General features: G+C 56.6%; 19 protein-coding genes, 1 tRNA gene and 1 rRNA gene. 9 read left to right on the forward strand and 12 right to left on the reverse strand.

The window, feature by feature from the left end; genetic code table 11:
• Window positions 1–41 precede the first annotated feature (41 nt).
• The 3 genes from EO087_RS08995 to EO087_RS09005 form a co-directional block, all read right to left on the reverse strand.
• Window positions 42–118, reverse strand: a tRNA-Ile gene (locus EO087_RS08995).
• Between the two features lie 110 nt (window positions 119–228).
• A 16S ribosomal RNA gene (locus tag EO087_RS09000) occupies window positions 229–1769 on the reverse strand.
• A gap of 816 nt (window positions 1770–2585) precedes the next feature.
• On the reverse strand, window positions 2586–2780 hold the full coding sequence (locus EO087_RS09005; RefSeq protein WP_128898574.1) for a rubredoxin: 195 nt from the start codon (window positions 2778–2780) through the stop codon (window positions 2586–2588).
• Between the two features lie 260 nt (window positions 2781–3040).
• Between EO087_RS09005 and hemL the strand changes: the two genes are divergently transcribed.
• Both hemL and EO087_RS09015 read left to right on the forward strand, forming a co-directional pair.
• Complete coding sequence (gene hemL / locus EO087_RS09010) at window positions 3041–4324, forward strand: glutamate-1-semialdehyde 2,1-aminomutase (RefSeq protein ID WP_128898575.1); 1284 nt, start codon at window positions 3041–3043, stop codon at window positions 4322–4324.
• Between the two features lie 5 nt (window positions 4325–4329).
• Entirely contained in the window at window positions 4330–5190 is an 861-nt protein-coding gene (locus EO087_RS09015; RefSeq protein WP_128898576.1) for an ion transporter, read from the forward strand.
• 20 nt (window positions 5191–5210) lie between these two features.
• On the opposite strand, the gene EO087_RS09020 is transcribed toward EO087_RS09015, so the two are convergent.
• Both EO087_RS09020 and EO087_RS09025 read right to left on the reverse strand, forming a co-directional pair.
• Window positions 5211–5630, reverse strand: coding sequence for a VOC family protein (locus tag EO087_RS09020; protein WP_128898577.1), 420 nt, complete (start codon window positions 5628–5630; stop codon window positions 5211–5213).
• A 38-nt stretch (window positions 5631–5668) separates the two neighbouring features.
• Window positions 5669–6898, reverse strand: coding sequence for an acetylornithine/succinylornithine family transaminase (locus EO087_RS09025; protein WP_128898578.1), 1230 nt, complete (start codon window positions 6896–6898; stop codon window positions 5669–5671).
• Window positions 6899–7241: 343 nt separating this feature from the next.
• On the opposite strand from EO087_RS09025, the gene EO087_RS09030 reads away from it, so the two are divergent.
• The 6 genes from EO087_RS09030 (at window position 7242) to EO087_RS09055 (ending at window position 12574) form a co-directional block, all read left to right on the forward strand.
• The gene (locus EO087_RS09030) at window positions 7242–7778 is read left to right on the forward strand and encodes a hypothetical protein (RefSeq protein ID WP_128898579.1); all 537 of its coding nucleotides are present in this window, start codon (window positions 7242–7244) and stop codon (window positions 7776–7778) included.
• Between the two features lie 10 nt (window positions 7779–7788).
• Window positions 7789–8442 (forward strand): hypothetical protein, encoded by a 654-nt coding sequence (locus EO087_RS09035; protein WP_128898580.1) that lies wholly within the window; start codon window positions 7789–7791, stop codon window positions 8440–8442.
• A gap of 38 nt (window positions 8443–8480) precedes the next feature.
• Window positions 8481–9341, forward strand: coding sequence for a hypothetical protein (locus EO087_RS09040; RefSeq protein WP_128898581.1), 861 nt, complete (start codon window positions 8481–8483; stop codon window positions 9339–9341).
• Between the two features lie 146 nt (window positions 9342–9487).
• Complete coding sequence (locus EO087_RS09045; protein ID WP_128898582.1) at window positions 9488–10207, forward strand: C39 family peptidase; 720 nt, start codon at window positions 9488–9490, stop codon at window positions 10205–10207.
• Window positions 10208–10218: 11 nt separating this feature from the next.
• Window positions 10219–11181 (forward strand): hypothetical protein, encoded by a 963-nt coding sequence (locus EO087_RS09050; RefSeq protein ID WP_128898583.1) that lies wholly within the window; start codon window positions 10219–10221, stop codon window positions 11179–11181.
• 46 nt (window positions 11182–11227) lie between these two features.
• Entirely contained in the window at window positions 11228–12574 is a 1347-nt protein-coding gene (locus EO087_RS09055; RefSeq protein WP_240669005.1) for a hypothetical protein, read from the forward strand.
• 44 nt (window positions 12575–12618) lie between these two features.
• On the opposite strand, the gene EO087_RS09060 is transcribed toward EO087_RS09055, so the two are convergent.
• The 6 genes from EO087_RS09060 to EO087_RS09085 all read right to left on the reverse strand — a co-directional run bounded on the left by EO087_RS09060 (window position 12619) and on the right by EO087_RS09085 (window position 18886).
• Complete coding sequence (locus tag EO087_RS09060) at window positions 12619–13959, reverse strand: sigma-54 dependent transcriptional regulator (protein WP_128898584.1); 1341 nt, start codon at window positions 13957–13959, stop codon at window positions 12619–12621.
• 321 nt (window positions 13960–14280) lie between these two features.
• On the reverse strand, window positions 14281–14883 hold the full coding sequence (locus tag EO087_RS09065; RefSeq protein ID WP_128898585.1) for an LON peptidase substrate-binding domain-containing protein: 603 nt from the start codon (window positions 14881–14883) through the stop codon (window positions 14281–14283).
• A 75-nt stretch (window positions 14884–14958) separates the two neighbouring features.
• Complete coding sequence (locus tag EO087_RS09070) at window positions 14959–15849, reverse strand: hypothetical protein (RefSeq protein ID WP_128898586.1); 891 nt, start codon at window positions 15847–15849, stop codon at window positions 14959–14961.
• 127 nt (window positions 15850–15976) lie between these two features.
• On the reverse strand, window positions 15977–16564 hold the full coding sequence (locus EO087_RS09075; RefSeq protein WP_128898587.1) for a hypothetical protein: 588 nt from the start codon (window positions 16562–16564) through the stop codon (window positions 15977–15979).
• A gap of 166 nt (window positions 16565–16730) precedes the next feature.
• Window positions 16731–18089: a UDP-N-acetylmuramate:L-alanyl-gamma-D-glutamyl-meso-diaminopimelate ligase gene (mpl, locus tag EO087_RS09080; protein ID WP_128898588.1), complete on the reverse strand. Its 1359-nt coding sequence runs from the start codon at window positions 18087–18089 to the stop codon at window positions 16731–16733.
• A 212-nt stretch (window positions 18090–18301) separates the two neighbouring features.
• Window positions 18302–18886, reverse strand: coding sequence for an adenylate kinase (locus tag EO087_RS09085; RefSeq protein WP_128898589.1), 585 nt, complete (start codon window positions 18884–18886; stop codon window positions 18302–18304).
• Between the two features lie 206 nt (window positions 18887–19092).
• Here EO087_RS09085 and EO087_RS09090 point away from each other — a divergent pair, with 206 nt between their 5' ends.
• Complete coding sequence (locus EO087_RS09090; protein ID WP_128898590.1) at window positions 19093–20364, forward strand: 6-phosphofructokinase; 1272 nt, start codon at window positions 19093–19095, stop codon at window positions 20362–20364.
• A 16-nt stretch (window positions 20365–20380) separates the two neighbouring features.
• Here the strand turns inward: EO087_RS09090 and EO087_RS09095 are convergent, their stop codons facing one another.
• Complete coding sequence (locus EO087_RS09095) at window positions 20381–23686, reverse strand: hypothetical protein (RefSeq protein WP_128898591.1); 3306 nt, start codon at window positions 23684–23686, stop codon at window positions 20381–20383.
• Between the last annotated feature and the right edge of the window lie 511 nt (window positions 23687–24197).

Consider the following 24197-nt stretch of genomic DNA (forward strand, 5'->3'; position numbering starts at 1 on the left):
GGATGGCCGGGCTGTTGCCGATGGATCAGCACCCTAGTAACTGGTGGGTCTAGGTGGACTCGAACCACCGGCCTCACCCTTATCAGGGGTGCGCTCTAACCACCTGAGCTACAGACCCATAAAGCTGTCACGAACTTCTCCTTACGGAAAAAATCGTTCACGCCGTCGGCGTGCGGATGTGCAGGTGTCTTGTGTGGACGTCTTGCGGGGATGGTTCTGTCGTTCTCGAAAGGAGGTGATCCAGCCGCACCTTCCGATACGGCTACCTTGTTACGACTTCACCCCAGTCATGAATCACTCCGTGGTCGTCGCCCTCCTTGCGGTTAGGCTAACGGCTTCTGGAGCAACTCACTCCCATGGTGTGACGGGCGGTGTGTACAAGGCCCGGGAACGTATTCACCGCAGCATAGCTGATCTGCGATTACTAGCGATTCCGACTTCACGAAGTCGAGTTGCAGACTTCGATCCGGACTGGGATCGGCTTTCTGGGATTGGCTTCACCTCGCGGCTTCGCAACCCTCTGTACCGACCATTGTAGTACGTGTGTAGCCCTGGCCGTAAGGGCCATGATGACTTGACGTCATCCCCACCTTCCTCCGGTTTGTCACCGGCAGTCTCCTTAGAGTTCCCACCTTTACGTGCTGGCAACTAAGGACAAGGGTTGCGCTCGTTGCGGGACTTAACCCAACATCTCACGACACGAGCTGACGACAGCCATGCAGCACCTGTGTTCGAGTTCCCGAAGGCACCCTCTCATCTCTGAAAGGTTCTCGACATGTCAAGGCCAGGTAAGGTTCTTCGCGTTGCATCGAATTAAACCACATACTCCACCGCTTGTGCGGGCCCCCGTCAATTCCTTTGAGTTTCAGTCTTGCGACCGTACTCCCCAGGCGGCGAACTTAACGCGTTAGCTTCGACACTGATCTCCGAGTTGAGACCAACATCCAGTTCGCATCGTTTAGGGCGTGGACTACCAGGGTATCTAATCCTGTTTGCTCCCCACGCTTTCGTGCCTCAGCGTCAGTGTTGATCCAGATGGCCGCCTTCGCCACTGATGTTCCTCCCGATCTCTACGCATTTCACCGCTACACCGGGAATTCCACCATCCTCTATCACACTCTAGCGACTCAGTATCCACTGCCATTCCCAGGTTGAGCCCGGGGATTTCACAGCAGACTTAAGCCACCGCCTACGCACGCTTTACGCCCAGTAATTCCGATTAACGCTTGCACCCTTCGTATTACCGCGGCTGCTGGCACGAAGTTAGCCGGTGCTTATTCCTCAGGTACCGTCAGCTTCACCGGGTATTAACCGGTAACATTTCGCTCCTGATAAAAGTGCTTTACAACCCGAAGGCCTTCTTCACACACGCGGCATTGCTGGATCAGGCTTGCGCCCATTGTCCAATATTCCCCACTGCTGCCTCCCGTAGGAGTCTGGGCCGTGTCTCAGTCCCAGTGTGGCTGATCATCCTCTCAGACCAGCTATCGATCGTCGCCTTGGTGAGCCATTACCTCACCAACTAGCTAATCGAACATCGGTCCATCCAACCGCGCGAGGTCTTGCGATCCCCCGCTTTCTCCCGTAGGACGTATGCGGTATTAGCGTAAGTTTCCCTACGTTATCCCCCACGTCTGGGCAGGTCCCGATGCTTTCCTCACCCGTCCGCCACTCGCCACCCGGTATTGCTACCTGTGCTGCCGTTCGACTTGCATGTGTTAGGCATGCCGCCAGCGTTCAATCTGAGCCAGGATCAAACTCTTCACTTAAGTTTTCGACCATCCGAAAATGGTCTATCTTTCTGAAGCGTTGTCCTAACCTTAAAACGTCAAGCTTTTGAATTGACTCTTAGGTTAGACGCTTGCATTGGTTTGGACAGATCGTCCATCCACCACAAGGCGCCCACACAAGTCACCTGCGCACACTGTCAAAGATCAATCTCTTGCGACCTTTTCTTCAGATCGCTACCTGAACATTTCGTCCCGGGTGAGCCGCTCATTCTACATCCCTTTCGACTTCCGTCAACACCCAACTTTTGGAAAGTTGCTTCGAGCGGAGGGCGCCTTCAACGAAGAGCTGCTCGTTGAATGGGGATGGAATCATAGCGCCTGTCCGGGGAGCTGTGAAGGGGCAAAGCGAACTCAATGACGAATGAGTGCCCTCCCTCACGACCACAATCCATCCACACATGGTCTCAGCGAGGCTGGGAATTTCGGCAAGCCCCTTCGCTAGGGGGCATCTTGCAGACCGCCCCGACTCGCACAATGAGGGCACTAAATCGGTCCATTTCCCGAGACGCGCTGCTATCAGGGAGGTGGAGTGGAATAGCCGGACTGAAGGGATTCCAGGCCCCGAGGCCCTCCCAACTGACCCTCACCAGGCTCATGAACCGGCACCAGGCCTGCGCGATAGGGAATCAGTGCTTCAGGACATAGCTTTTCGAGAGCGTCCCAGTCGTCTTCAAAGGGAATGAATTGCAACATGACTGCTCCTCGGGGGAAAGGGTTCACGCTAGGATCATTCCAACAGGAGAAACAGCCTGCGCACTGGCGAAATCGGGCGATTTGCAGGCAGCTCGCGGCGATTCAGTCAATTTCGATCATCTCGAAGTCGTCCTTGGTCGCACCGCAATCCGGGCACGTCCAGGTATCAGGCACATCACTCCAACGTGTACCGGGATCAATGCCTTCCTCCGGTAACCCCAGAGCCTCCTCATAGATGAAACCGCAGACTACACACATCCATTTGCGCAGTGCGGTGTCGGTAGAAGTTTGATTCATGGATTGCGTCACCAGAGCTTAGGTTAATGCAGCATTCTCGCAACTCCTTTGCCAACACGAAAGCGGGGCAGATCAAACGCCTGCTCACGTAGCCACACTCAATGCGACACAGCGTCACGTGCGACAGGTAGCAGTAGCGATAGACAGCATCAGGCCGGACAATGGCACGACATCGGCGGTAGGAACGAACGATGATTCATTGCCATTTCGACGCCATGCCCCCAAGCCTCAGCTCACTTCCTTCCCTGATTGAGTTATCCATGACGAATCACGAACTGTTCCAGCGCGCCTTGTACCGGATACCCGGTGGCGTGAACTCACCGGTGCGCGCCTTCAAGTCGGTGGGCGGTGAACCTTTTTTCACCAAACGTGCCGACGGCGCTTATTTGTGGGATGTAGAAGGAAACCGCTACATCGACTACGTCGGCTCATGGGGCCCGATGATTGTGGGGCACAATCATCCGAAAGTACGCGAAGCCGTCGAACGGGCTGTGCGCGATGGCCTGTCGTTTGGCACGCCGTGCCCAGCCGAAGTCACCATGGCGGAAACCATCATCAAGCTAGTGCCGTCCGTAGATATGGTTCGTATGGTGAATTCCGGCACAGAAGCAACTATGTCCGCCATCCGCCTCGCTCGCGGTGCCACCGGCCGTAGCAAGATCGTGAAATTCGAAGGCTGCTACCACGGCCATGGCGATAGCTTCCTGGTGAAGGCCGGCTCGGGCGCACTCACCTTCGGCATACCCACATCACCGGGTGTCCCCAAAGCCAATGCGGATCTCACACTGACGCTGCCCTACAACGATCTCGCCGCAGCGCAAGCACTTTTCGTCGAGCATGGCGCGGACATCGCCGGCCTCATCATCGAACCGGTCGCTGGCAACATGAACTGCATTCCGCCCAAAGAGGGTTACCTGCAAGGTTTGCGAGAACTGTGTACGCGCCATGGCGCTTTGCTGATTTTCGACGAAGTGATGACGGGTTTTCGCGTCGCGCTTGGTGGCGCGCAGGCACATTACGACATCACTCCTGACCTCACCACTTTCGGCAAGATCATCGGTGGCGGCATGCCTGTGGGCGCCTACGGCGGTCGTCGAGACCTGATGGAACAGATTGCACCGGCCGGGCCGATCTACCAGGCAGGCACCCTGAGTGGAAATCCCGTCGCCATGGCCGCTGGTCTGGCCATGCTGGAATTGGTGCAAACGCCCGGCTTCTACGACACACTGGCGGCACGCACACGCCTACTCACGGACGAATTGCAAGCCGTAGCCGATGGCGAAGGCGTTCCCTTCAGCACCAACCGAGTGGGCGGCATGTTCGGAATGTTCTTCACACATGAAAAAGTGGGCAGCTACACTCAAGCTATCGCGGCAAATTTGGCAATGTTCAATCGCTTCTTCCACAGCATGCTCGAACGCGGCGTGTATCTAGCACCCAGCGCTTTCGAAGCCGGGTTCCTTTCATCGGCGCACAGCGATGAAGATATCGCCGCGACGCTGGATGCAGCACGTGCAGCGATGCGCCTGACCCGTACCGGCTGATCACAATGAACAACCGCACGCCCTTTGCCGATCAGTTCAATCCCGCTGCGCAAACAGGATGGCGTGCGTGCTGGTTCCATATCATTTTCGGACATGAGGATGCAGCAGGACGCCGTTTTGATGTATTGCTGATCATCGCTATCCTGGGCAGCATCACCGTGGCAGTATTCGATAGCGTCGCCCAGGCCCATGTACAATACGGTAAATTTTTCTACACACTTGAATGGCTGTTTACGCTGGCTTTCACACTGGAATACGTGATGCGCATTTTGGTGGTCGATCGACCGTGGCGTTACGCGCGAAGCTTTTTCGGCATCGTCGACATGCTTGCAGTGCTGCCCACATGGATCAGCCTCGTCGCCGCGGGAAGCCAATATCTGCTGGTTGTGCGCGCGCTGCGCATCCTGCGCATCTTCCGCATCCTGAAACTCACGCGCTACGTCGGCGAGGCGGATCTACTGTGGTATACGCTGATCCGTGCTCGCCGCAAGGTCTTGGTGTTTTTCAGCACAATTGTCACGTTGGTGCTGATCTTCGGCGCGCTGATGTATTTGATCGAAGGACCCGAGGACGGCTTTACTTCTATCCCCACATCAATGTACTGGGCGATTGTCACCATGACTACGGTGGGCTTCGGCGACATTACGCCGAAGACCACGCTGGGCAAGATGCTCACTTCCATGATCATCTTGATTGGCTACAGCATCATCGCTGTGCCCACCGGTATCTTTACCGCGGAGTTGGCTGCGGGTATACGTACCAGGCGCAAATATCGGCCTTGCACGCAATGTGGTCAAGCTGATCATGAGGGCGATGCGCGTTATTGCAGAATTTGCGGCATCGAACTACCCGCCGAAAACAACTGACCTTACGCCAAGGCGCGCCATTACCACACGCCAGTATTCCGCATCGACACCCACGGCTCGCGCGGTGGCATGTGGCCGTCCTGCAGCAACTCAATCGAAATAAGATCCGGCGAACGGACAAAGGCCATGTGACCATCGCGCGGCGGCCGGTTGATGATGTAACCCATCGATTGCAAATGCTCGCAGGTAGCGTAGATATCCTTGACGCGAAACGCGAGATGCCCGAAGTTTCGCGCCGAACCATAATCCTCTTCTGAGTCCCAGTTATGGGTCAGTTCCACTTCGGCCTCAGGATTTTCCGGCGCCGCTAGATAAACTAGGGTGTACTTTCCTTCCGGCACATCCAGTCGGCGCACTTGCTTGAGCCCAAGGCCCTCGCAGTAGAAACGCAGCGAAGCATCAAGGTCACGCACGCGGACCATACTGTGCAGATATTTCATTGTGATACTCCTAATCGTTGTTGCTTGGACAATACCAATTATTGCGCCACAAACGCGTTCAATGCTGCGCGAAGGCGCGTCAGGCCATCAGCCATCTCTTCGTCCGTAATGTTCAATGGCGGCACGAAGCGCAGTACGTTCGGCCCTGCCTGCAACACAAGCAAGCCGTGCGATGCGGCGAAATCAAGAACTTCGCCAGCCTTACCACGATACTTTTCCGATAGCACAGCACCTAGCATCAAACCACGTCCGCGAACATCCGAGAACAAATCTAGCTCTTTGCCAAGCGACGCCAGCGCTTCGCGAAGCATTGCGGATTGATGCCGCACATTTTGCAACACTTCGGCCGACGCCAATTTGCGCAGTGCAACGCGTGCTACCGCAGCAGCCATCGGGTTGCCGCCAAAAGTGGTGCCATGCACGCCAAACTGCATGATCTCCGCCACTTTCGGACCCGCCAGCATCGCCCCAATGGGAAAACCGCAACCCAGGGCCTTCGCCAAGGTCACGATGTCCGGCTTCACATCGTCCTGCATGTGCGCAAACAAAGTACCGGTACGCCCCATGCCACATTGGATTTCATCCAGCACCAGCAAGGCGTCATACGCATCGCATAGTTCGCGCACTCGCTTCAGAAAGCCAGGCGCCACAGGCTGCACACCACCCTCACCCTGCACTGGCTCCAGCATTACTGCCGCAATGTCACCGGCAGCAAAAGCATGCTTGAGCGCATCGGCATCGTTGAAATCCAGATAGCGGAAACCACCTGGTAGCGGCTCATAACCTTCCTGATATTTCGATTGCGCGGTCGCAGTAACCGTGGCGAGCGTACGTCCGTGAAAAGAACCGCGGAACGTGATAATGACGCGCCGATCCGGCGTACGCCTTTGTGCGGCCGCCCATTTGCGAACCAGCTTGATCGCTGCTTCATTGGCTTCAGCACCCGAATTACACAAGAACACACGTTCGGCAAAACCGGAGACCTCAACCAGTTCTTGTGCGAGATGCAGCGGTGGCTCGGTATAGAACACATTGCTGCTATGCCAGAGCTTGCCAGCTTGTTCTGTCAACGCAGCAAGCAGATCGGGATCATGATGACCGAGTGCGTTGACGGCAATGCCTGCGCCGAAGTCGATGTAATCGCGCTTCTCTGTATCCCACACCCGCGCCCCCTTGCCATGATCGAGCACGAGTTCGCGCGGCTTGTACACCAGCAGCCAATAGCGTTTGCCGAGATCGATGAGAGATGGCACGGGAGACTCCTGCATTTAATACATGACGTACTTCTGGCGCGACCGCAATGACCGTGCCACGGGATGAGTTTTGGGGTGATCTTCATCCTAGTCAGCACACCTGACTAACGCCAGCCTTTCCAACATACGCCCGCGTTGTGCACCCTGACACGACCTGTATCACCGTTGCTACTCCCGAAAAAATCGCGTCACAGCAAGGCTTGCGGGCATCTCTCAACCATGTCAGCTGTCACTGCCTGTTACAACCGCTCCGCGCCACTTAGACGATCTGTCTACGTTAGACCGTGATTTTGCAGGGTTTTCGATGCCTGGCACGGTGTTTGCCGTTTATTTAGCGACACGAAGGGGAGGTTCGCCCATGGAAAGCACTCACCCGCTGATCCAAAGCAAAGCATGCCGTTGCGCATCCATCGCTGGATTGATTGCGATAGCGATGATGCCCGCCATCTCGTTTGCCGACGGCGCGCATGTTGGCCAGAAAGCCGGCCCAGGTGACATCGTGCTGATCCGCAATGTCGCGGCTCGCCCCGCCGATCGGAACCCGATCGCGCCGGGTATGGCCCTGATGGTCAATGCATCGCCCAACCCCCAACTCAACAATTCGCTCAATGGCGGTGGGGGCGAGATGAGCGATAGCGAGATCGCCGACCTCACCGCCAGCGTCAGCGCCCGCGGTGCCAGCCCGGGTCAAAGCAGTATGCAGCGCTCATTGAACGCGGCACTCGGCATCAATACCGGTGGCAACAGCGCAGGCGCGGCCAATAACGGTGTCAGCAACGTGGTGGGCAGCCCCGGGCCGGGAGGTGCAGCCGCGACCATCACCGACAACACGCGAGCTATTGGCGACCAAGTCACCAGTGCCGTCTCGCAGATTTCGCTGGTCGGCGGCCACTGAGGGCGGGGTGATGAAACGTACTCTCAGTCGCCTTGTCTGGTGTGCGGCCAGTCCGCTAACTGTCGGCATGTGCGCCAGCGCATTCGCGCAAAGCACCCCACCGGAGAGCTATGCGGCGATGCTCAACTACCTCGACAACGACACCATCGGCGGCAATGCTCTGCAAGACACGTCTGGTGTCAGCTCGGTCAACACGGCGGCTGGCAACGGCAACCTGCAGGGCAATTTGCATGCGTTCGCCACAGGCACGCAATCCGACGCACTGATTCAAGCTCAGCAACACGCACGCAACTATTCACCCGGCGCAATGCTTTACGCGAGCGCCATCATCGGCGGCCATGCTTATGACAACGGTCAAGGCATCGCTTCCATCAACCAGGTCAGCGGCAACAGCAATACCCAATTGAATGGGGTGGCCGTGGCGCTGGCCAGTCAAGGCATACGCGAGGCGACGGACAGCAGTCTGTCGGCCGCCGTCTCCGCGTCGGCAGAGGGGCAATCACCGTCGAATCCGCATGCGCAGGCCAGCGGCACGCGGAGCGTGGAAGTCGATCCGTCCGCAATGGAAGGGTTCAACGGTGTGATGCAACTCAACCAGGTCGCGGGGTCCGGCAACGCATCGGACAACTTGCTTTTGCTGTCCGCACCACCTTCCTCGCATTGATTAAAACCTGAAATACCCAGTCATCTGGAGAGAACACCATGAACGCAAATTTTAGAAGGACTTTGATCGCATTGACCGTGTTGAGCGCCTTCAGCGCATCGATGGCGTATGCGGATGACAGCGGCACCAGCGTGCAGATCACCAAGAAGGTGTCGCTGACGTCCAATATCAACATCAACGGCAGTCCGACCGTCAACGGCAGCATGAGCATCAAATCGGCAGCGGTTGCACTTTCCCAAGGCACGCAAAGTTCGAGCGACAACTCGGTCACCAATAAGGTCGGGGTCGTCAACGATTCCAACATCAACGGCGACGTCGGCAACTCGGCATCGGGCAATCTTGGTGTGAACCAGGCCGCAGGCGACTTCAACGCCCAGGGCAACAGTGCGGCCATCTCGGCGGCCGGCTCTGATGCAGACTTCACTTTCGGTTGCGAGGGAAGCGGTTGTGGGGGCGACGATTCCAACAGCGCAGGTGAAATGGCAGATGCTGAAACATTTGCCAGTCAAACTTTGTCGCATGTCAACACGTCAAATCAAGGCACCACCAACAACACCAGCATCAGCGGCAATGCCTTTAACGGTGCGTCGGGCAATATTGGTGTGAACCAAGTTGCAGGCGATAACAACGAGCAACTGAACCAGCTTGCCGCCGCCACCACGTCGAACAACGTGTATGCGCTGGCAACCTCAACGCTTGACCAGGAATGGTCCGGCAACAAGGTCTCGAACGACCCATACGACGAATTCTGCTTCAGCCAGCAAAACACCAGCAACAACGCCAACCTGTCGGGTGATGTACTCAGTGGCGCCAGCGGCAACATCGGCCTGAACCAGGCTTCAGGCACTGGCAACCTGCAGAGCAACAGCCTGTCGATGGCAGTGGCAAACACTAAGTAAGAAGTTGGTCTAGCGGAATGTGCCGTCACTAGACGGCAACGAGGGCGGTAACCCGGCGACATGCCGCCGGGCACCATGTGGAAGCCCCCTGCCCGTCCCCTGCGGGCAGGGGGTCTTCCCTTCGCAAGGACAAGGGGACGGGAAACATGCGACTTGCCGGCTTGAACATGATTGGCTTGCTCGGGCTCGCCACGGTTTGCCTGAGCACACAGGCTTACGCAGGCGACGTGAGTTTCTCCGGTGTGCTGCCGAATGGTGCGCCATACACCACGCGCGTCAGCAGCATGCAGGAACTGCATTACACCAACATCGTGCGCCAGCACACCGACTACAGTTGCGGTGCAGCGGCACTGGCAACCATCCTGCGCTACGGCTATCACCTGGACGTCGACGAAAACGTCGTCATTGACGGGATGCTTGGTGTGGCCGATCCGGTGCTAGTCAAGCAGCGCGGTTTTTCCATGCTGGACATCAAGCACTATGTCGAGCTGCTTGGCCTTCGTGGACGTGGCTATCGTGTCGACATCGCACATCTTCGCTCATTGCGCGTGCCAGTGATCGTGCTGATGGATGTCCGTGGCTATCGCCACTTCGTTGTTCTGAAGCAGATACGCGATAACCAAGTCGAGCTCGCCGACCCCATTCTCGGCAACCGCACCATGCGACTTGACGACTTCATGAAAGCATGGCCATCGCATGTTCTGTTTGTGGTGATAGGAAGTGATTTTGACCGGCATACCGTTCTTCTTCAGTCGGTCGACAAGCCTAGTGCAAGAAGCCTTTTTGCACGCCAAGGTAGCGGCGCCATCACCGACGCCGAATTGCTTGATTTCGGCTTCACCAACGCCGATCTGAATATGTTTTGAGGGATCCGGTCATGTATAAGCGTTCACTCATCTTTGTCGCCATCGCACTCGTCATGAGTTGCCGATGCGTTTTCGCGCTTGCCAACGACACCAGTGGGAGTCGCCTTGGCGCGGGCATCCACGATGTCACCGATGAAGAACTGTCCACCATGCGTGGACGCTACATCGTAGGCGACAACACCGTAGTGTGGTTTGGCGTGGAAATGATTTCCACCTTTCAAACCAATACCGGGCAGGTGGCGCAAGGCACCATGACCGTGGGCATGAACTTCAGCAAGAACCCCAATTCACCCCAAGTGACCTTTGTTCCAACAGTCACCATCACGACACCGAATACTCCGCTTCCGACAGCTTCTACGGTGCAATCCACGGTCAGTCGAAGCGTGCAGAGCGGCGGCCTCGCGAATGTCGGCGGCTTTGTTCAAAGCGTGCAAGTTGCCGGCGACAACAACGCCACGGCCAACGTCACCCGTCTGAACATCCAGAGTGGCGGTGGTGCGCCAAACGCTTCCACCACCAACACTACCAGCACCACGACAGGCTCAACCAATGGATCATGGTCAGCCGCCAGCGTCAACACCAGCGGACCGATGGCCAACACAAGTTCATCAACGACGAATATCGCACCAGACAGCAACACCGCGTACACCAGCAACACTTCTTCGAACGGCACGACAACTAACACGGGCATAAGCACGCCCACGGGTCGCTCAGCGACCGTCGGCGATGCATCGGTGTCATCCACCTATTCAAACGATAGTGCCGAGATGACCACTACGATCGCAGGCCAAGGCTCCGCGTCGCAATGGATTCATGCGGGAAGCCTGGGCCAGACCATCGTACTGACCACCGATAACGCGATCGTCACCAATCAAATGATTGTAAATCTGGTAACGCAACAGATGAATTCGACCCAACAGCTCGCGCATACGCTGGCACAGTCGGCCACTCTGACCCATCTCAACGGCCACTGAGCGCATGCCCTAGCCCAACATGCACTCCCACACAGGGGACAGCATCATGTGCAAGACACTTTTGACCACAGCGGTGGCGTGCAGCTGGATTTCCGGTTTCGTGAGTTTTGCCGCCTTTGGACAGGATGCCCAGTCCACCGCGCCCGGTCAGGCGACGAGTGCCAAAAATCAGGCGGATGTACAGGAGCTCGTTCGCCAATTGCAGATGCTCAAGGTCAGTTACGCACAGGAAGTGCGGCGACTGCGTGTACTCGATGCCGAAGTACAGACATTGCAGTCACGCCTGGCCGGCAAGATTCCGGTTGCGCCATTGCCGGCGGAAGCGGCCTCCAGCAACGAATCGCCATATGCGGCAGGCACCGGCAATAACCCATCGATAGAAAACACACAGGCCGCATCGACCACGCAATCGGCACAAGTCAGCAGCTCGACGCAAAGCCGCAGTGTCCAAGACGTACTGGAGCAGCAACAGAATGCCTACTTCAGCCGCAAATTCACACTTGAGGATGACCTGACCTACAACCACTACGATCGCGCCGAATTGACGCTCAACGGCTTCCTGGCGCTGAACGCGATTTTTCTCGGCAATATCGCGATTGACCGCGTCACCTCTGATTCGCTGACCAACGACCTGATCGGACGCTACGCCATTACGCCTAGGCTCAGTGTCAACCTGGACGTACCTTTCGTCGGGCGCGCCACGGATTACCAACAGGGCGGCGCAGGCGGTTCAGCCGCCACGCTGGATGAGCACAATTCCACCGGCAAGGGTTTGGGTGACGTCAATTTCTCAGTCAATTACAAGATACTCACCGAGACAGCGCATCGCCCCGATACTGTACTGACGCTGGGTGTCACTGCGCCAACCGGCCAGGCACCTTATGGCATCAAATGGGTGAACGTTGCCAGCTCGCAATACGAAGAATTCGCGATTCCGACCAAGCAACCTACGGGCAATGGCGTGTGGCAGGCTACGGTGGCCTCGTCATTTGTGAAGACGATGGATCCGGCGATCGTCTTCGGTAATGTCGGCTTCATCCATTCCTTTACGCGCAGCTTCAACGATATCGATACGGATCCCGAAGTCGTTACGCCAGGCAGTGTAAAATTATCCAATGTCTATTATTTCGGCGCGGGCATTGCTTTTGCGTTCAATGATCGCGCCAGCTTGAGCATGTCCTTCAGCGATCGCATCAATGGCAAAGATTCCCTGCGCGCAACCGGCGGCCCATGGACGAAAATTATCGGTAGCCAAGCCAACGCAGCAACATTGAACCTGGGCTTCACGTATGCGCTCAGTCCGCATACGACGATCGTGACGATCCTAGGCATGGGTATGACGCCGGACGCACCGGATTTCACGCTGACGTTCAAGATTCCCTATATGTTCTAAGAGCCAAAACAGCAGCGTGGGCCCCTGACCTGCGCACGGCTCTTTTAATGCATGTCTTCCAGAACAAGCTGATGCTTCTTACATAGTCTATAGATCGTGACGCGTGACACCTTGAGGCGACGCGCGCATTCGCTGATGTTGAAACGGGTCTCGCGCAAACAAGCCACGACGGCATCACGCTCGGCCGAGGTGCGGGTAAGGCCGAGGCTGGAGTGACCGGAACGGGTGGCGACGGCATCTTGCAGATCGAGGTCGGCTATGCTGATTTGCGCACCCTCCGCCACCACCGCCGCACGCTGTACGCGATTCAACAATTCACGCACATTACCGGGCCAGGCGAAGTCGCGCAACGCCTTGCGCGCTGGTGCGCTGAATGTGCGCGCATGGCAATCATGCTGTTTGCGGAACGCATCCAGGAACAGTTGCGCGAGCTGCAACACGTCGTCTGCGCGCTCGCGCAGTGCCGGCATGCACAGGCGAAGCACGTTGAGGCGGTAATATAGATCTTCGCGAAAACGTCCTTCTGCAACGGCTTTTTCCAGATCCACGTGAGTCGCCGCCAGCACGCGCACGTCAAGCTTGATCGATTGTGTGGAGCCGACACGCTCCAAAGTGCCCTCCTGCAGCAATCGCAGCAAGCTGATCTGCGCATCCGACGGCAGATCACCCACTTCATCGAGGAACACGGTACCGCCTTCCGCGGCCTCGAAGTGGCCGATCCGGCGCGCATTAGCTCCCGTGAACGAACCACGCTCGTGACCAAACAATTCCGACTGCACCAGGTTCGCCGGCAGTGCGCCACAATTAATCGCCGCGAAAGGGCGGTTCCGACGCGGCGACAATTTGTGCAAGGCCCGTGCGGCGACTTCCTTGCCGGTACCGGTCTCTCCGGTAATCAACACCGGCAAGGCCACCGGCGCGTATTTACGCAGGCTCGCTACCACAGTCATCATCGCCGGACTCGAACCAATCATGCCGGGCACATCGGAGTAGGCGATGGGCAGCGGGGTATCACCCGCCAGATTGCCTAGCGTCTCTATCAGGCGCTGCATATCGATCGGCGCCGTGAAGAAATCGATGCACGCACGCAACACGCGCTCCACTTCCGGGGTCTGCACTACGGTGTCGACCGAAAGTAGGACGAGCCAGGGAAGCCGTGGATGATTGGCCATGAGCTTCGCCATTTGACTCAAGGTATCGACATCAGCCTTGCGCAGATCCGCCATCGCAACGACGATGTCGCCACGCCGGATGCCAACGCCAGCTCCCTGGGCATTCGCATCCGCTACACGCGTATGCCAACCTGCCTGTGCCAGGCAGGTTCTTTCAACGCCGATAGGTTCACCGAACCACACCACACACCGAATCGACGTGTCGTCCGTCATCACAACGCCCCCTCTAGGATTGCTGGTCTATAGCCCTGTCCATCCCAGATAGGCCTGCCCCAACCTCTAACCAGCCTGCGCCAAGAAAATGTGATGCAGTTCGCGTAATGTACACCAATTCCTTCTCAAGAATTATGTCTTGAGCAGGTATATGCATTGACGGCAATACCCAACGACAAGAACTCCGCAGTTATAATCTTGATCACAATGAACACATTGGCGCCGTCGCGCGCCGCACGCAACGCGATCGCCAGGCCCGTGCCACGCAAAGCGCCGGTGATGAATAGGATCTTGCCGCCAGATGGCTCATGTCATCTCCTATCAGGCTTTCTGGAAACGCGGCAGGATATCGCGCAACACGGCCAGTCGCCGGATCGGGTCAGTCATTTCCAGCAAATGCTGTTGCTCATCCCCAGCCAGCGGCAACAGCTCGGCAAGACGAAAACCAAGCCAGCCCGCGTCGCCATACGAAGCGCGCGGTGCGTGCCGCCATTGCGTCCCCACGGTCTCGATCAGGCGCTCCAGGATGGTCTGCAGCAAGGCAAACTCCACCGGCACCTGCTGCGTACCCTCATCCGGCCAGAGCGCTACCTCGCCACGCAGCAGACCATCCGACCGTACCCGTGTGTGCAGTACGCGAAAGCGCCCGCCTCCTTCAGTCACTATGCCGAGCAGGCCGTCGGCGCGGTGATTGAAATCGGTAATCTGCGCCAACGTTCCGACCGCGGCGGGACTCGCTGGAGCCCCCACTTCGTTACCGTCCAAAATCAAACACACACCAAAAGACGACTCTGCTCGCGTGCATTCGCGAACCATGTCGAGGTAGCGCGGCTCGAAAATGCGCAATTGCAGTTGTCCTCCTGGATAAAGGACAGTGCTGAGGGGGAACAACGGTATTTCGGTGTAGGGAAGCAGAGCAGCCATGGAGCTCATGATAGAGCCTGTCAAAAGCAGAAGCTCGGTGAGCTGTCACAAGCTCAGCACCAGTATGTACTCCAACTAGTTTAACGGATGCAGGCCAACCTTACGTAAAGCAGCCCAAAGTGCAGCTTCATTGCCTTCTTTAGGCCAGCCAGCAACGATGTCAACCACATTTCCATCTTTGAGAAAGTAAAACGTGGGCGTATCCCAGGATGTAATCATGGACCAATCCTCGCGGCCGTATGCGAGCATTGTCGAACCACCTTGGTGATTCGAGCTCCACTCTCGAACGAGGTCGAACTCTATTTTGCGAGATGGAGGCACGAGCCAAATAGCATGCTGATCGAAATAGTTTTTCAATAACGCATTGGACTCAATATAATCGGATGCATTTCTAGAAAAATGACACAATGGATGAGAAACGATAACGATTTTCACACCATCATTTATGTTTACTGACTGCAGCTTTAAGCCGCATCTCTCCTTATCTACGATAAATGCCCTTGATCCCTTAATTTTTGGCGATACAATCACATGAGGAATTTTCTCAGCATACCTTAAATTGTGATTTTTAATTAATTCACTCGCCTCATCAAACATCCTTAGTGAAATATAAGATTCATACAGATCCAAATAATGCCTATCGTGCGCAAGACCTCTTCTTTGCAAAACATCAACATCCATCCTCATATATTTAACATACCTAATATTTTGCGTGAAAAATGCAGCTACATTTGATGACCTGTACAACAACTCCAAATCATCACTCGATAGATGCTCAAGACGAGCATCGTTTTGATATTCAAGAAAAAAAGAATCATATTTGCTTTTTATTTCTCTTATATTCACATTACTATCTTTATCTGAATTTGCGATACTTATTAAATAATTGTACTCATCACTCATAACGCCATCAGCCGAACCGGATTTAACATTAATCGGAAATAGTGAAATAACTAGCACCAACATAATTACACATCCAAATTTAATCCTTTCCATAATTGCACCGTAGCTTGATCATGAAATGAATTCGCGCATATGTCTAAAACGCAATGGGCATTCGAAACATACGCGCGAAATGGACTCGCAAGAAAGATCAGCAATTGCTAGTGCAAATCATGCTCATCGACTGAGCGCACGAGCCATGCCCCACACATCGATATCCGTCATGATCGCAACCTGGCAAAGGAAGACCTGGCATGTTACCTCCATTACATTGACCGAGGGGTGCATTAGGCATCCCCATAATTAGCCTATCCGTATCATTCATCACTCGAGCCCTTTTCATGAATGACACCGTTCGTTGAATGCCGAAGAGACTCAACACCTCATATATTTGAGATGGCGTCATCTCTGCCTCGAGGTCGGCATAGCTAAACGATGAAACCCCTTTTTCATTAAATTGAAGACTGGATAGAAAACGGCTCTTTGCCGCAGGACTTAGATAATTAAGCGGCGAGCTGTCCACGGGGGTTCTTGCAATACATGCTTTTAAATCATCGATAGCCTTAACAGGCGCCAGCTTTGCAGCAATTTCATTACTTTGCATCACATACTGGCTTGCACTTACGTCCACTTCTAAGGCAGAGACTTCAACGTTCTTCTGTGCGTAAGCTGAGAAACTTACGCTCCCTATAACCACTCCAACTACCAGTGCCGATGCTTTTATCCACGACGCTTTCATGTTTCCCTCCTATCCCTTGCAATGCATTTCAACGGAGTCACTACATCTGGCACAGACGTACGCCAGAGAGAGGCGATTAAGAGCGGAGATCACATTCTCAAACGCCTAGCGAGCAAGCTGCTCCTGAAGCATCAATTAAAAAAATAGGGAAGAACCTAAAACGTTGTCAGAAAAACCTCAATTGCTCAATGAAACGACGCGGCGCGTTTTCGAAACCGCCGTTGGACATGAACACCACATGGTCACCCACGCGTGTTTGTGATTTCAGCGTAGCAAGCAAGGCATCGACAGTGGACGCCGTGCTGGCACGGCCATGCAGCGCGTCGGTGACGCGGCTGGCATCCCATGGCAATTCAGGGCGATGCAGAAACATCACCACATCCGCATTACTCAGCGACGGCGCAAGCGCTTCGGCGTGCGCACCCAGGCGCATGGAATTGGAGCGTGGCTCAAGCGCAACTAGAATGCGTGCCTTGCCCACTTTCGCGCGCAAACCAGCCAGCGTGGCGGCAATGGCGGTAGGGTGGTGCGCAAAATCATCATAGACGCGCACGCCGCCGACTTCGCCCACCACTTCCATGCGACGCTTTACGCTTTCAAAAGTAGTGAATACCGGCAGCAAAGCGCGCGGATCAGCACCCGCCGCTGTTACAGCCGCCAGTGCGGCCAACGCATTCATCACGCTGTGATCGCCCAATAACGACCACCTGATCTCGCCGATCGCCTCGCCCTTGTACTGCACAGCAAAGCTCGAACCGTCCGAAGCAATCAATGTGGCCTGCCAATCACCCTTGCCGATGCCGAAGGTTTCCACCGGCGTCCAGCAGCCCATCGCCAGCACTTCGCTCAAATATGCATCGTGCGCGTTGACGATCAACTTGCCGTTGCCCGGCACGGTACGCACCAGATGATGGAACTGACGCTGGATCGACGCGACATCCGGGAAGATGTCCGCATGGTCGTATTCGAGATTGTTGAGAATGGCGATGCACGGACGGTAATGCACGAACTTCGAGCGCTTGTCGAAGAACGCACTGTCGTATTCATCCGCCTCGATCACGAAGTGCCGACCCTGCCCCAGCCGCGCGGAAATGCCGAAATTGCCGGGCACGCCGCCGATCAGGAACCCCGGCGCGAGCCCCGCGCTTTCCAGCAAATGCGCCAGCAGACTGGTGGTGGTGGTCTTGCCGTGCGTGCCAGCAACCGCCAGCACCTCGCGCTCGACCAGCAAGCGCTCGCCTAGCCATTGCGGGCCGGAAACGTAGCGCAGTCGCTGGTCGAGCATGTATTCGACGGCAGGATTGCCGCGCATCATGGCATTGCCGACGATGACGAGGTCAGGCGTGGGTTGCAGATACTCGGTTTTATAGCCCTGCATCAGCTCGATACCGAGTGCTTCGAGCTGCGTGCTCATCGGCGGGTAGACGTTGGCGTCGGAGCCTTCCACCGTTTCGCCGAGTTCGCGCGCCAAGGCAGCGACGCCGCCCATGAAGGTGCCGCAGATACCGAGGATGTGCAGACGCATGCTATGTAAGTGTGCCTAGGCCAGATGTTACCCCCTCTCCCCTCCGGGGAGAGGGTTGGGGTGAGGGGTCAATCGTGCGATACAGGCGCGCCTTTGTGATGAAGGACTACGAAATCGCCTCGAGGTGAGCTTGAAGATCATGGCAAGCGTAGCCCCTCACCCCAACCTTCTCCCCATTCTTGATCAATAACGGGGAGAGGGAGCTAAAAGCATCAGCCGCTCGCCGCCACCGTCTCGTTCGCCAGCACGCACTTCACGCGCGCGGTGACTTCATCCAGCTTACCCACGCCGTCCACCACCTGCAGCTTGCCGCGGCGAGCGTAGAAATCGGCCACCGGCGCGGTCTGTTCGGCATAGACCTTCAGACGGTCGCGGACCACGACCGGATCGTCGTCCTTGCGGTGCTCGGCGGCGAAGCGGATTTCGCAGCGCTTGATGATCACTTCGCTCTGCACTTCCAGCTTCACCACGGCATCCAGCGGCTGGCCGATCTTGGTGAGCAGGTGATCCAACGCGTCGGCCTGCGCGAGGTTGCGCGGATAGCCGTCGAGGATGAAGCCGGCTTTGGCGTCCGCTTGCGCGAAGCGCTCTTCCAGCATGCCCAGCAGCAGGTCGTCGGAAACGAGCTGGCCGGCATCCATGACCGCCTTGGCCTTGAGGCCAAGTGGCGTACCCGCCTTGACCGCTGCACGCAGCATGTCGCCGGTCGAAATGTGCGGCACGCCGAGTTCGTCTTTCAGCCGGATTGCCTGGGTACCCTTGCCCGAACCGGGCGCACCAAGGAGGACAAGTCGCATATGACTCCACAAGATCCCAAGTTCTGCCGCACACTGCGGCAGTTACGTGAGGACTACTTAGATGAATGCAGGTCAAGGTAACGTCTGTGTTGAGCGACGTCAAACGACGCACGTCCCGATTTCACGCCAAGTGGCTGATAAATATCCGATCCGTGACTGGAGTCATGTTGTCACATACCACCTGAAAATCGCCCGGAGAATGCCTGATGAAATCCAAAGCCCACCCTGCCACTGGCCGCCTTCTGTACGCCCAATCCGGCGGGGTGACTGCCGTGATCAATGCGACAGCGGCGGGTGTCATCCAGAACGCCCGCGCTCATGGCATCAGGGTCTATGCGGCACGCAACGGCATCCTTGGCGCCTTGCGCGAAGATCTGATCGACACCGGCAAGGAAACCACCGCTGCCATCGAAGCCCTTCGCCACACGCCGGGTGGCGCCTTCGGCTCCTGTCGGTACAAGCTGAAATCACTGGAAACCCATCGCGCCGAATACGAACGACTGATCGACGTGCTGCGCGTGCACGACATCCGCTGGTTTCTTTATAACGGCGGCAACGATTCGGCTGATACCGCGCTGAAGATTTCCCAGCTCGGCAAGGCCATGGGCTACGACATTCGCTGCATTGGCGTCCCCAAGACGGTGGACAACGATCTCGTCGTCACCGACTGCTGCCCAGGCTTTGGCTCGGTGGCGAAGTACACCGCCGTGTCCACGCTGGAGGCCAGCCTGGATGTGGCCTCGATGGCGGATACCTCGACCAAGGTATTCATCCTAGAAGTGATGGGTCGCCACGCAGGCTGGATCGCCGCTGCCTCGGGACTTGCCGGCGAAGGTGCCGACGCACCACCACACATCATCCTGTTCCCGGAACGCGTGTTCGACGAAGCCGCCTTTCTCGCCAAGGTGAAAGCCACGGTCGAACGCGTGGGTTGGTGTACGGTGGTTGCATCCGAAGGTATTCGCAATACGCAAGGCCAATTCCTGGCCGAAGCTGGCACGCACGATGCGTTCGGTCATACCCAGCTCGGTGGTGTCGCACCGGTGCTCGCGGCGCTGGTGAAGGAAAAACTTGGCTACAAGTATCACTGGGCCTTGCCAGATTACCTGCAACGCTCGGCGCGCCACATGGCTTCCAAGACGGATGCCGACCAGGCGTATGCGGTAGGTAAGGCTGCCGTGGACTACGCGCTGGCGGGCATGAATGCGGTCATGCCTGTCATCGTGCGAACGTCCGATTCGCCTTATCGCTGGAAAATCGAATCCGCTGCGCTGGACAAGATCGCCAATCGCGAGAAAAAGATGCCAATGGGTTTTCTCACACGTGATGGCTTCGGCATCACTGCCGCGGCGCGGCGTTATCTCGCACCCTTGATTCAAGGGGAAGCGTCACCGCCTTATGGGCGTGATGGCTTGCCGAAATATGTGCAATTGAAGAACGCAGCCGTGTCGCGCAAGCTGCCCGTCTTCAACACGTAAGGACTTTAGGCCGGCATCATCGACGATACCGATTTCGGGCTTGCCGAAGATAGCGCTGATTGCGCTGGAGCGACTCGTCGTCGCCGTATTCCATCCAGCGGTGATGCGCTTCACGCCATGCGTCAAGCCATGCTTCCGGGAAGTTATTGTCGGCCCTCAGCCATGCCGCCTCAAAATCAAGGCAGGCTTCGGCGAACTGATCATCGCGATAGGCACTGATTGCCAGCAGTCCAATCAGCTCTACGTCGCCCGGGGCAATCACTCGCAGGCACTTGGCATAGACGCGGCGTTCCTCATCTTCATGCATCCCCAACAATGCCCTCAGCGCGCAACCCAGCGCAGGTATGGAGAGTGACGGCACCGCGGTAAGCGGGCGTGCCAGTTTGAGCGCGCGAGCATAGGCACTCCCTTGCTCGACTGGTCCCTCGGCCAACTCCGCTTGTTGCAATGCTAGCTTGCTGGCCTGCAGGCGCAGCGTGTCGCTGGCCATATCCAGTCGCGGCTCGAGAACGGCAGTCGTTCGCTCCAGCAAATCTCGCTTGCCCGACTCACTCTCGATCGAAAGTCGACCATTCACCATCTTGATCCATGCCATGGCGTAGAGGCTGTCGGCCGAATCGCTCTCGATGAGTCTCCCAAGCACCTGATCTACTTCATCGTAACGCTCCCGCGCTGCGCTACCGACCAACGGCTCAGCCATCGCGCATAGTAGCTCGACCCACGCCGTCAGCACATCAGGCGATTGTTCGCAGGACATCATCTCCGCATAATCGGCATGCAGTTCGCGCAAACGCAGTCGTCGAGCGGCGACATTGGGATGCGTGTAATGCACCTCTTTCAGCTCGGCCCGCAACAAGGCTGCCTGCCAACGCGGACGATCCGGCGTACCGACGCATGCAGCCAGACCGAGGCGCAATATGACGATGCATTCCTGCAAGCGGCTGGATATTTCCGCAGCGGTCATTCCCGGAATCTCCGCGCCCAGCAACTTTTGCAGCGACCATGCAACACCCGAATCTTCCGTTGCATCCATAGCTAGCGCTTCGCGCAGCACGTTCTCCGCCTCGGCAATGGCATTAGCGTCCACAGTCGGTTCCAGCAGGGCATGTCGACTCATGGCATCCCCAAGCATGCCTAGCTGGATCAGGCGCATGGCGTTGTTCGTCATGTCGAAGCCGTTCAAGGCATTGATGCAGGATTGAAGCAGCATCCCTTGCGCTATTTCGTCAAGTTCGCGGTCGACCTGCGCAATCAGGCAATGCCCAAGACGCAGCCGTGCTATGGCAGCTTCCGGCGTGATGGCCAGATATGCCTCCAACGCACGGGCGGCCGCCGCATAATCCGCACCGTGCCGATTGAGGTGGATCATTTGCCAGCGGATATCCGCGTGAAGCTCAGCAAGCTCCAACGGCGCAGGGTGGGGATGATCAAGGTAATAGACATCCACAAACGGATGCCACTGCTCAGCGCACATCGATATCTGCGGCTCGCCATTCAGTCCTTTTTCTTGGAGATAGGGTTCGATTATCGCAAGCGCCTGTTCTGGCTCGCCTTGCTCCAACAACACGGTGGCGCGCCGCAAATCCCTGGCGGGTGAATGGCCATGGTTCTCCGCCCGGGTCGAGGAGACAGGCATGGCATCGAAGGCTAGCGGCTTCATATCAATCACAAGATCGATGTCGAGCACGTGCTGTGTACCAGCAGAATCGTCCGGTATTGGCTCGGTTACAGGAGCGATGCTGTCATCCCGCGATGCAACTACCGTATCCACTGATGGATGTTGAGATATGTCGCGCTCATCTGGATCTGTGAGTGTCCACTCCGAGGTCGTGAAGGGATCTACATGGCGCTCTCTTGATGCAGATGGCAAGTTCGCCATACGCTTGTGGCGTTTAAGCAGCACGACGCTCAATAAGACGCCAAGCGCCAATCCGATTAAAAACATCAAAGTCAACAACACGTATGAAGTCCTCGTAACAACAGGCGTTATCCGCTCCTCCGACGCGGGCGTTGCGTAACTCGTGAGAGCACGCTGCTGACCCGGAGCCGACACATTCGCTGCCATCGGCTCGCCCGGCGATGACGTTACAAAGGCCGGACTGCTGGAATCAGCAGACCCATTGTTGGAAGCCGTTTCAACAGGCGCTTCTGCGAGGGTGTTCGCTACATGCCTGGCAGCCGGATCGGCTGTGTTGGCCGCACCCGAAGCAACGGAATGACTCTCATCATCGACCTCCGTTTGCGTATCCGCAGGGCGCCACCCTGTCTGCTCACTCGCGAACGGCGAGTGCAAGCTTGCGATGTCATCGTCCCGCCAGGCTGCAACCTGAGGCAGTTCGGAATGCTGATCCGTTTGTTTCCTCGCCGAACTGGCTGGCGGGACAACGCACGCTGCGATGCCAATACTGAAAGCCGCAACGATCAGTATCGGGATGTACAGCAAAAACCGCGATGACTTCGGCCGTGCCTTGTCGCTTTCAGGGCATTGCCTTGTGTTGTCGCAATGCCCCATGGCACGTGCTCGCTCAGAGTTCTGGCAAGTGTCCAAACTCGGCTGGCGCGTCGCGATCACGTTCTGGTGCGTCCAGCCTGGGAAGATATTGAGCTTGTTACCGGAGAGATTGGCCGAGTTATACAGGTAAGGAAGATGCGACCAGCAGCGATAACCGTGTGCCTTCAACGTTTCAATCTCGGTTACGGCCAACTCCATCGTCGACAGTCGAAAATAGATGGCAGGCTTGTGCTGACGCAGCGCCTCGACCGCGCCAGCAAGTACCGAAATCAGCGTACCTGGTGCATTCACCTTCAAAAGATGCAAATTGGGCAGCTCCAGCGAATCCACTGCAACCATATGCGTGCGCTCTTCCGGCTGATCATTCGAGGATGCGAGCTCCAATTTCCCGGAGCGTTCGCCCAGACCGACATGGTGCGGATAGACATTGCGCAAGTTATTGAGGCCCACGGCGTTGCACAATGCAATATGCTCCAGGCGACGCGGCTCGGCCACATGCACTTGACCGCTGTCGCCAACCAGGGCCGACAGATACAAGGTATGCACGCCATACTCGGCTCCATACTGCAATGCCACGCTGCCTTCGTCCAACAACATACCGATGACATCCAGTTCCTGTTCCATCCATTCGCCGTATTTGGAAAGCGAACGGGTCACTACATCGTCCGATTTACGGGTCTGCAAGATGCCATAACGCGTACTCCAGAGAGGGACACTCCCCACCCTGGCAGGCGCCTTGGCTGATGTCTGGGTCGCAACGACTATCTCGGACACCGTAGTTTCGCTCGCGTCGATTTCTTCATGGCTCATGAAATGGCTCCCCATTGAAGTGAAAGTATGGATGATAGGAATGCATCGAAACACCAGCCGGCGCTGGACGGCGCGATGGCCAATCGAAGCCTTGCAACAGGCAGCCGCCCATCACGCTACTGAAAGGACGAAAGCAGGTTAATCAGCCGCCCTGACATGGCATATGGGACGATGCTTAAATGATTTTTTAGAATTCTTTATGGATTTTCCTTGCAAGGTGCGAGGCCCAGACCTGTCACGGCAGTCAGCTGCATCAGCTTCCCATAACGCTTCTTTCTAGATGAAGCCCCATGCGGTATTTAGTCGCTCCCTTCCTCGTGCCATAGGACACTCAATAAGGAAGGAGCTCAGACAGGATGCACACGCCGGGCTACATCAGCGCTTTGCGCAGACCACTGCCAGCCGCTGCGCCGCACAACACGAAATCCGCATGCCTCTGCCTATACTCTGGCCAACACCTGCAATGAGGTGATGACGCTGGCTGCACGCCGCAGCCGGCACGATGGTTCAC

The organism is Dyella sp. M7H15-1, from assembly GCF_004114615.1.
Taxonomy (GTDB): domain Bacteria; phylum Pseudomonadota; class Gammaproteobacteria; order Xanthomonadales; family Rhodanobacteraceae; genus Dyella_B.

Bases quoted from the DNA above. Each gene is read 5' to 3' on its own strand.
- EO087_RS09055 (WP_240669005.1), top strand. From the start codon at position 11,228: ATGTGCAAGACACTTTTGACCACAGCGGTGGCGTGCAGCTGGATTTCC.
- mpl (WP_128898588.1), bottom strand. From the start codon at position 18,089: ATGCGTCTGCACATCCTCGGTATCTGCGGCACCTTCATGGGCGGCGTC.
- EO087_RS09035 (WP_128898580.1), top strand. From the start codon at position 7,789: ATGAAACGTACTCTCAGTCGCCTTGTCTGGTGTGCGGCCAGTCCGCTA.
- EO087_RS09090 (WP_128898590.1), top strand. From the start codon at position 19,093: ATGAAATCCAAAGCCCACCCTGCCACTGGCCGCCTTCTGTACGCCCAA.
- EO087_RS09040 (WP_128898581.1), top strand. From the start codon at position 8,481: ATGAACGCAAATTTTAGAAGGACTTTGATCGCATTGACCGTGTTGAGC.
- EO087_RS09005 (WP_128898574.1), bottom strand. From the start codon at position 2,780: ATGAATCAAACTTCTACCGACACCGCACTGCGCAAATGGATGTGTGTA.
- EO087_RS09095 (WP_128898591.1), bottom strand. From the start codon at position 23,686: ATGAGCCATGAAGAAATCGACGCGAGCGAAACTACGGTGTCCGAGATA.
- hemL (WP_128898575.1), top strand. From the start codon at position 3,041: ATGACGAATCACGAACTGTTCCAGCGCGCCTTGTACCGGATACCCGGT.
- EO087_RS09015 (WP_128898576.1), top strand. From the start codon at position 4,330: ATGAACAACCGCACGCCCTTTGCCGATCAGTTCAATCCCGCTGCGCAA.
- EO087_RS09030 (WP_128898579.1), top strand. From the start codon at position 7,242: ATGGAAAGCACTCACCCGCTGATCCAAAGCAAAGCATGCCGTTGCGCA.
- EO087_RS09020 (WP_128898577.1), bottom strand. From the start codon at position 5,630: ATGAAATATCTGCACAGTATGGTCCGCGTGCGTGACCTTGATGCTTCG.
- EO087_RS09075 (WP_128898587.1), bottom strand. From the start codon at position 16,564: ATGAAAGCGTCGTGGATAAAAGCATCGGCACTGGTAGTTGGAGTGGTT.
- EO087_RS09065 (WP_128898585.1), bottom strand. From the start codon at position 14,883: ATGGCTGCTCTGCTTCCCTACACCGAAATACCGTTGTTCCCCCTCAGC.
- EO087_RS09045 (WP_128898582.1), top strand. From the start codon at position 9,488: ATGCGACTTGCCGGCTTGAACATGATTGGCTTGCTCGGGCTCGCCACG.
- EO087_RS09070 (WP_128898586.1), bottom strand. From the start codon at position 15,849: ATGTTGGTGCTAGTTATTTCACTATTTCCGATTAATGTTAAATCCGGT.
- EO087_RS09025 (WP_128898578.1), bottom strand. From the start codon at position 6,898: ATGCAGGAGTCTCCCGTGCCATCTCTCATCGATCTCGGCAAACGCTAT.
- EO087_RS09050 (WP_128898583.1), top strand. From the start codon at position 10,219: ATGTATAAGCGTTCACTCATCTTTGTCGCCATCGCACTCGTCATGAGT.
- EO087_RS09060 (WP_128898584.1), bottom strand. From the start codon at position 13,959: ATGACGGACGACACGTCGATTCGGTGTGTGGTGTGGTTCGGTGAACCT.
- EO087_RS09085 (WP_128898589.1), bottom strand. From the start codon at position 18,886: ATGCGACTTGTCCTCCTTGGTGCGCCCGGTTCGGGCAAGGGTACCCAG.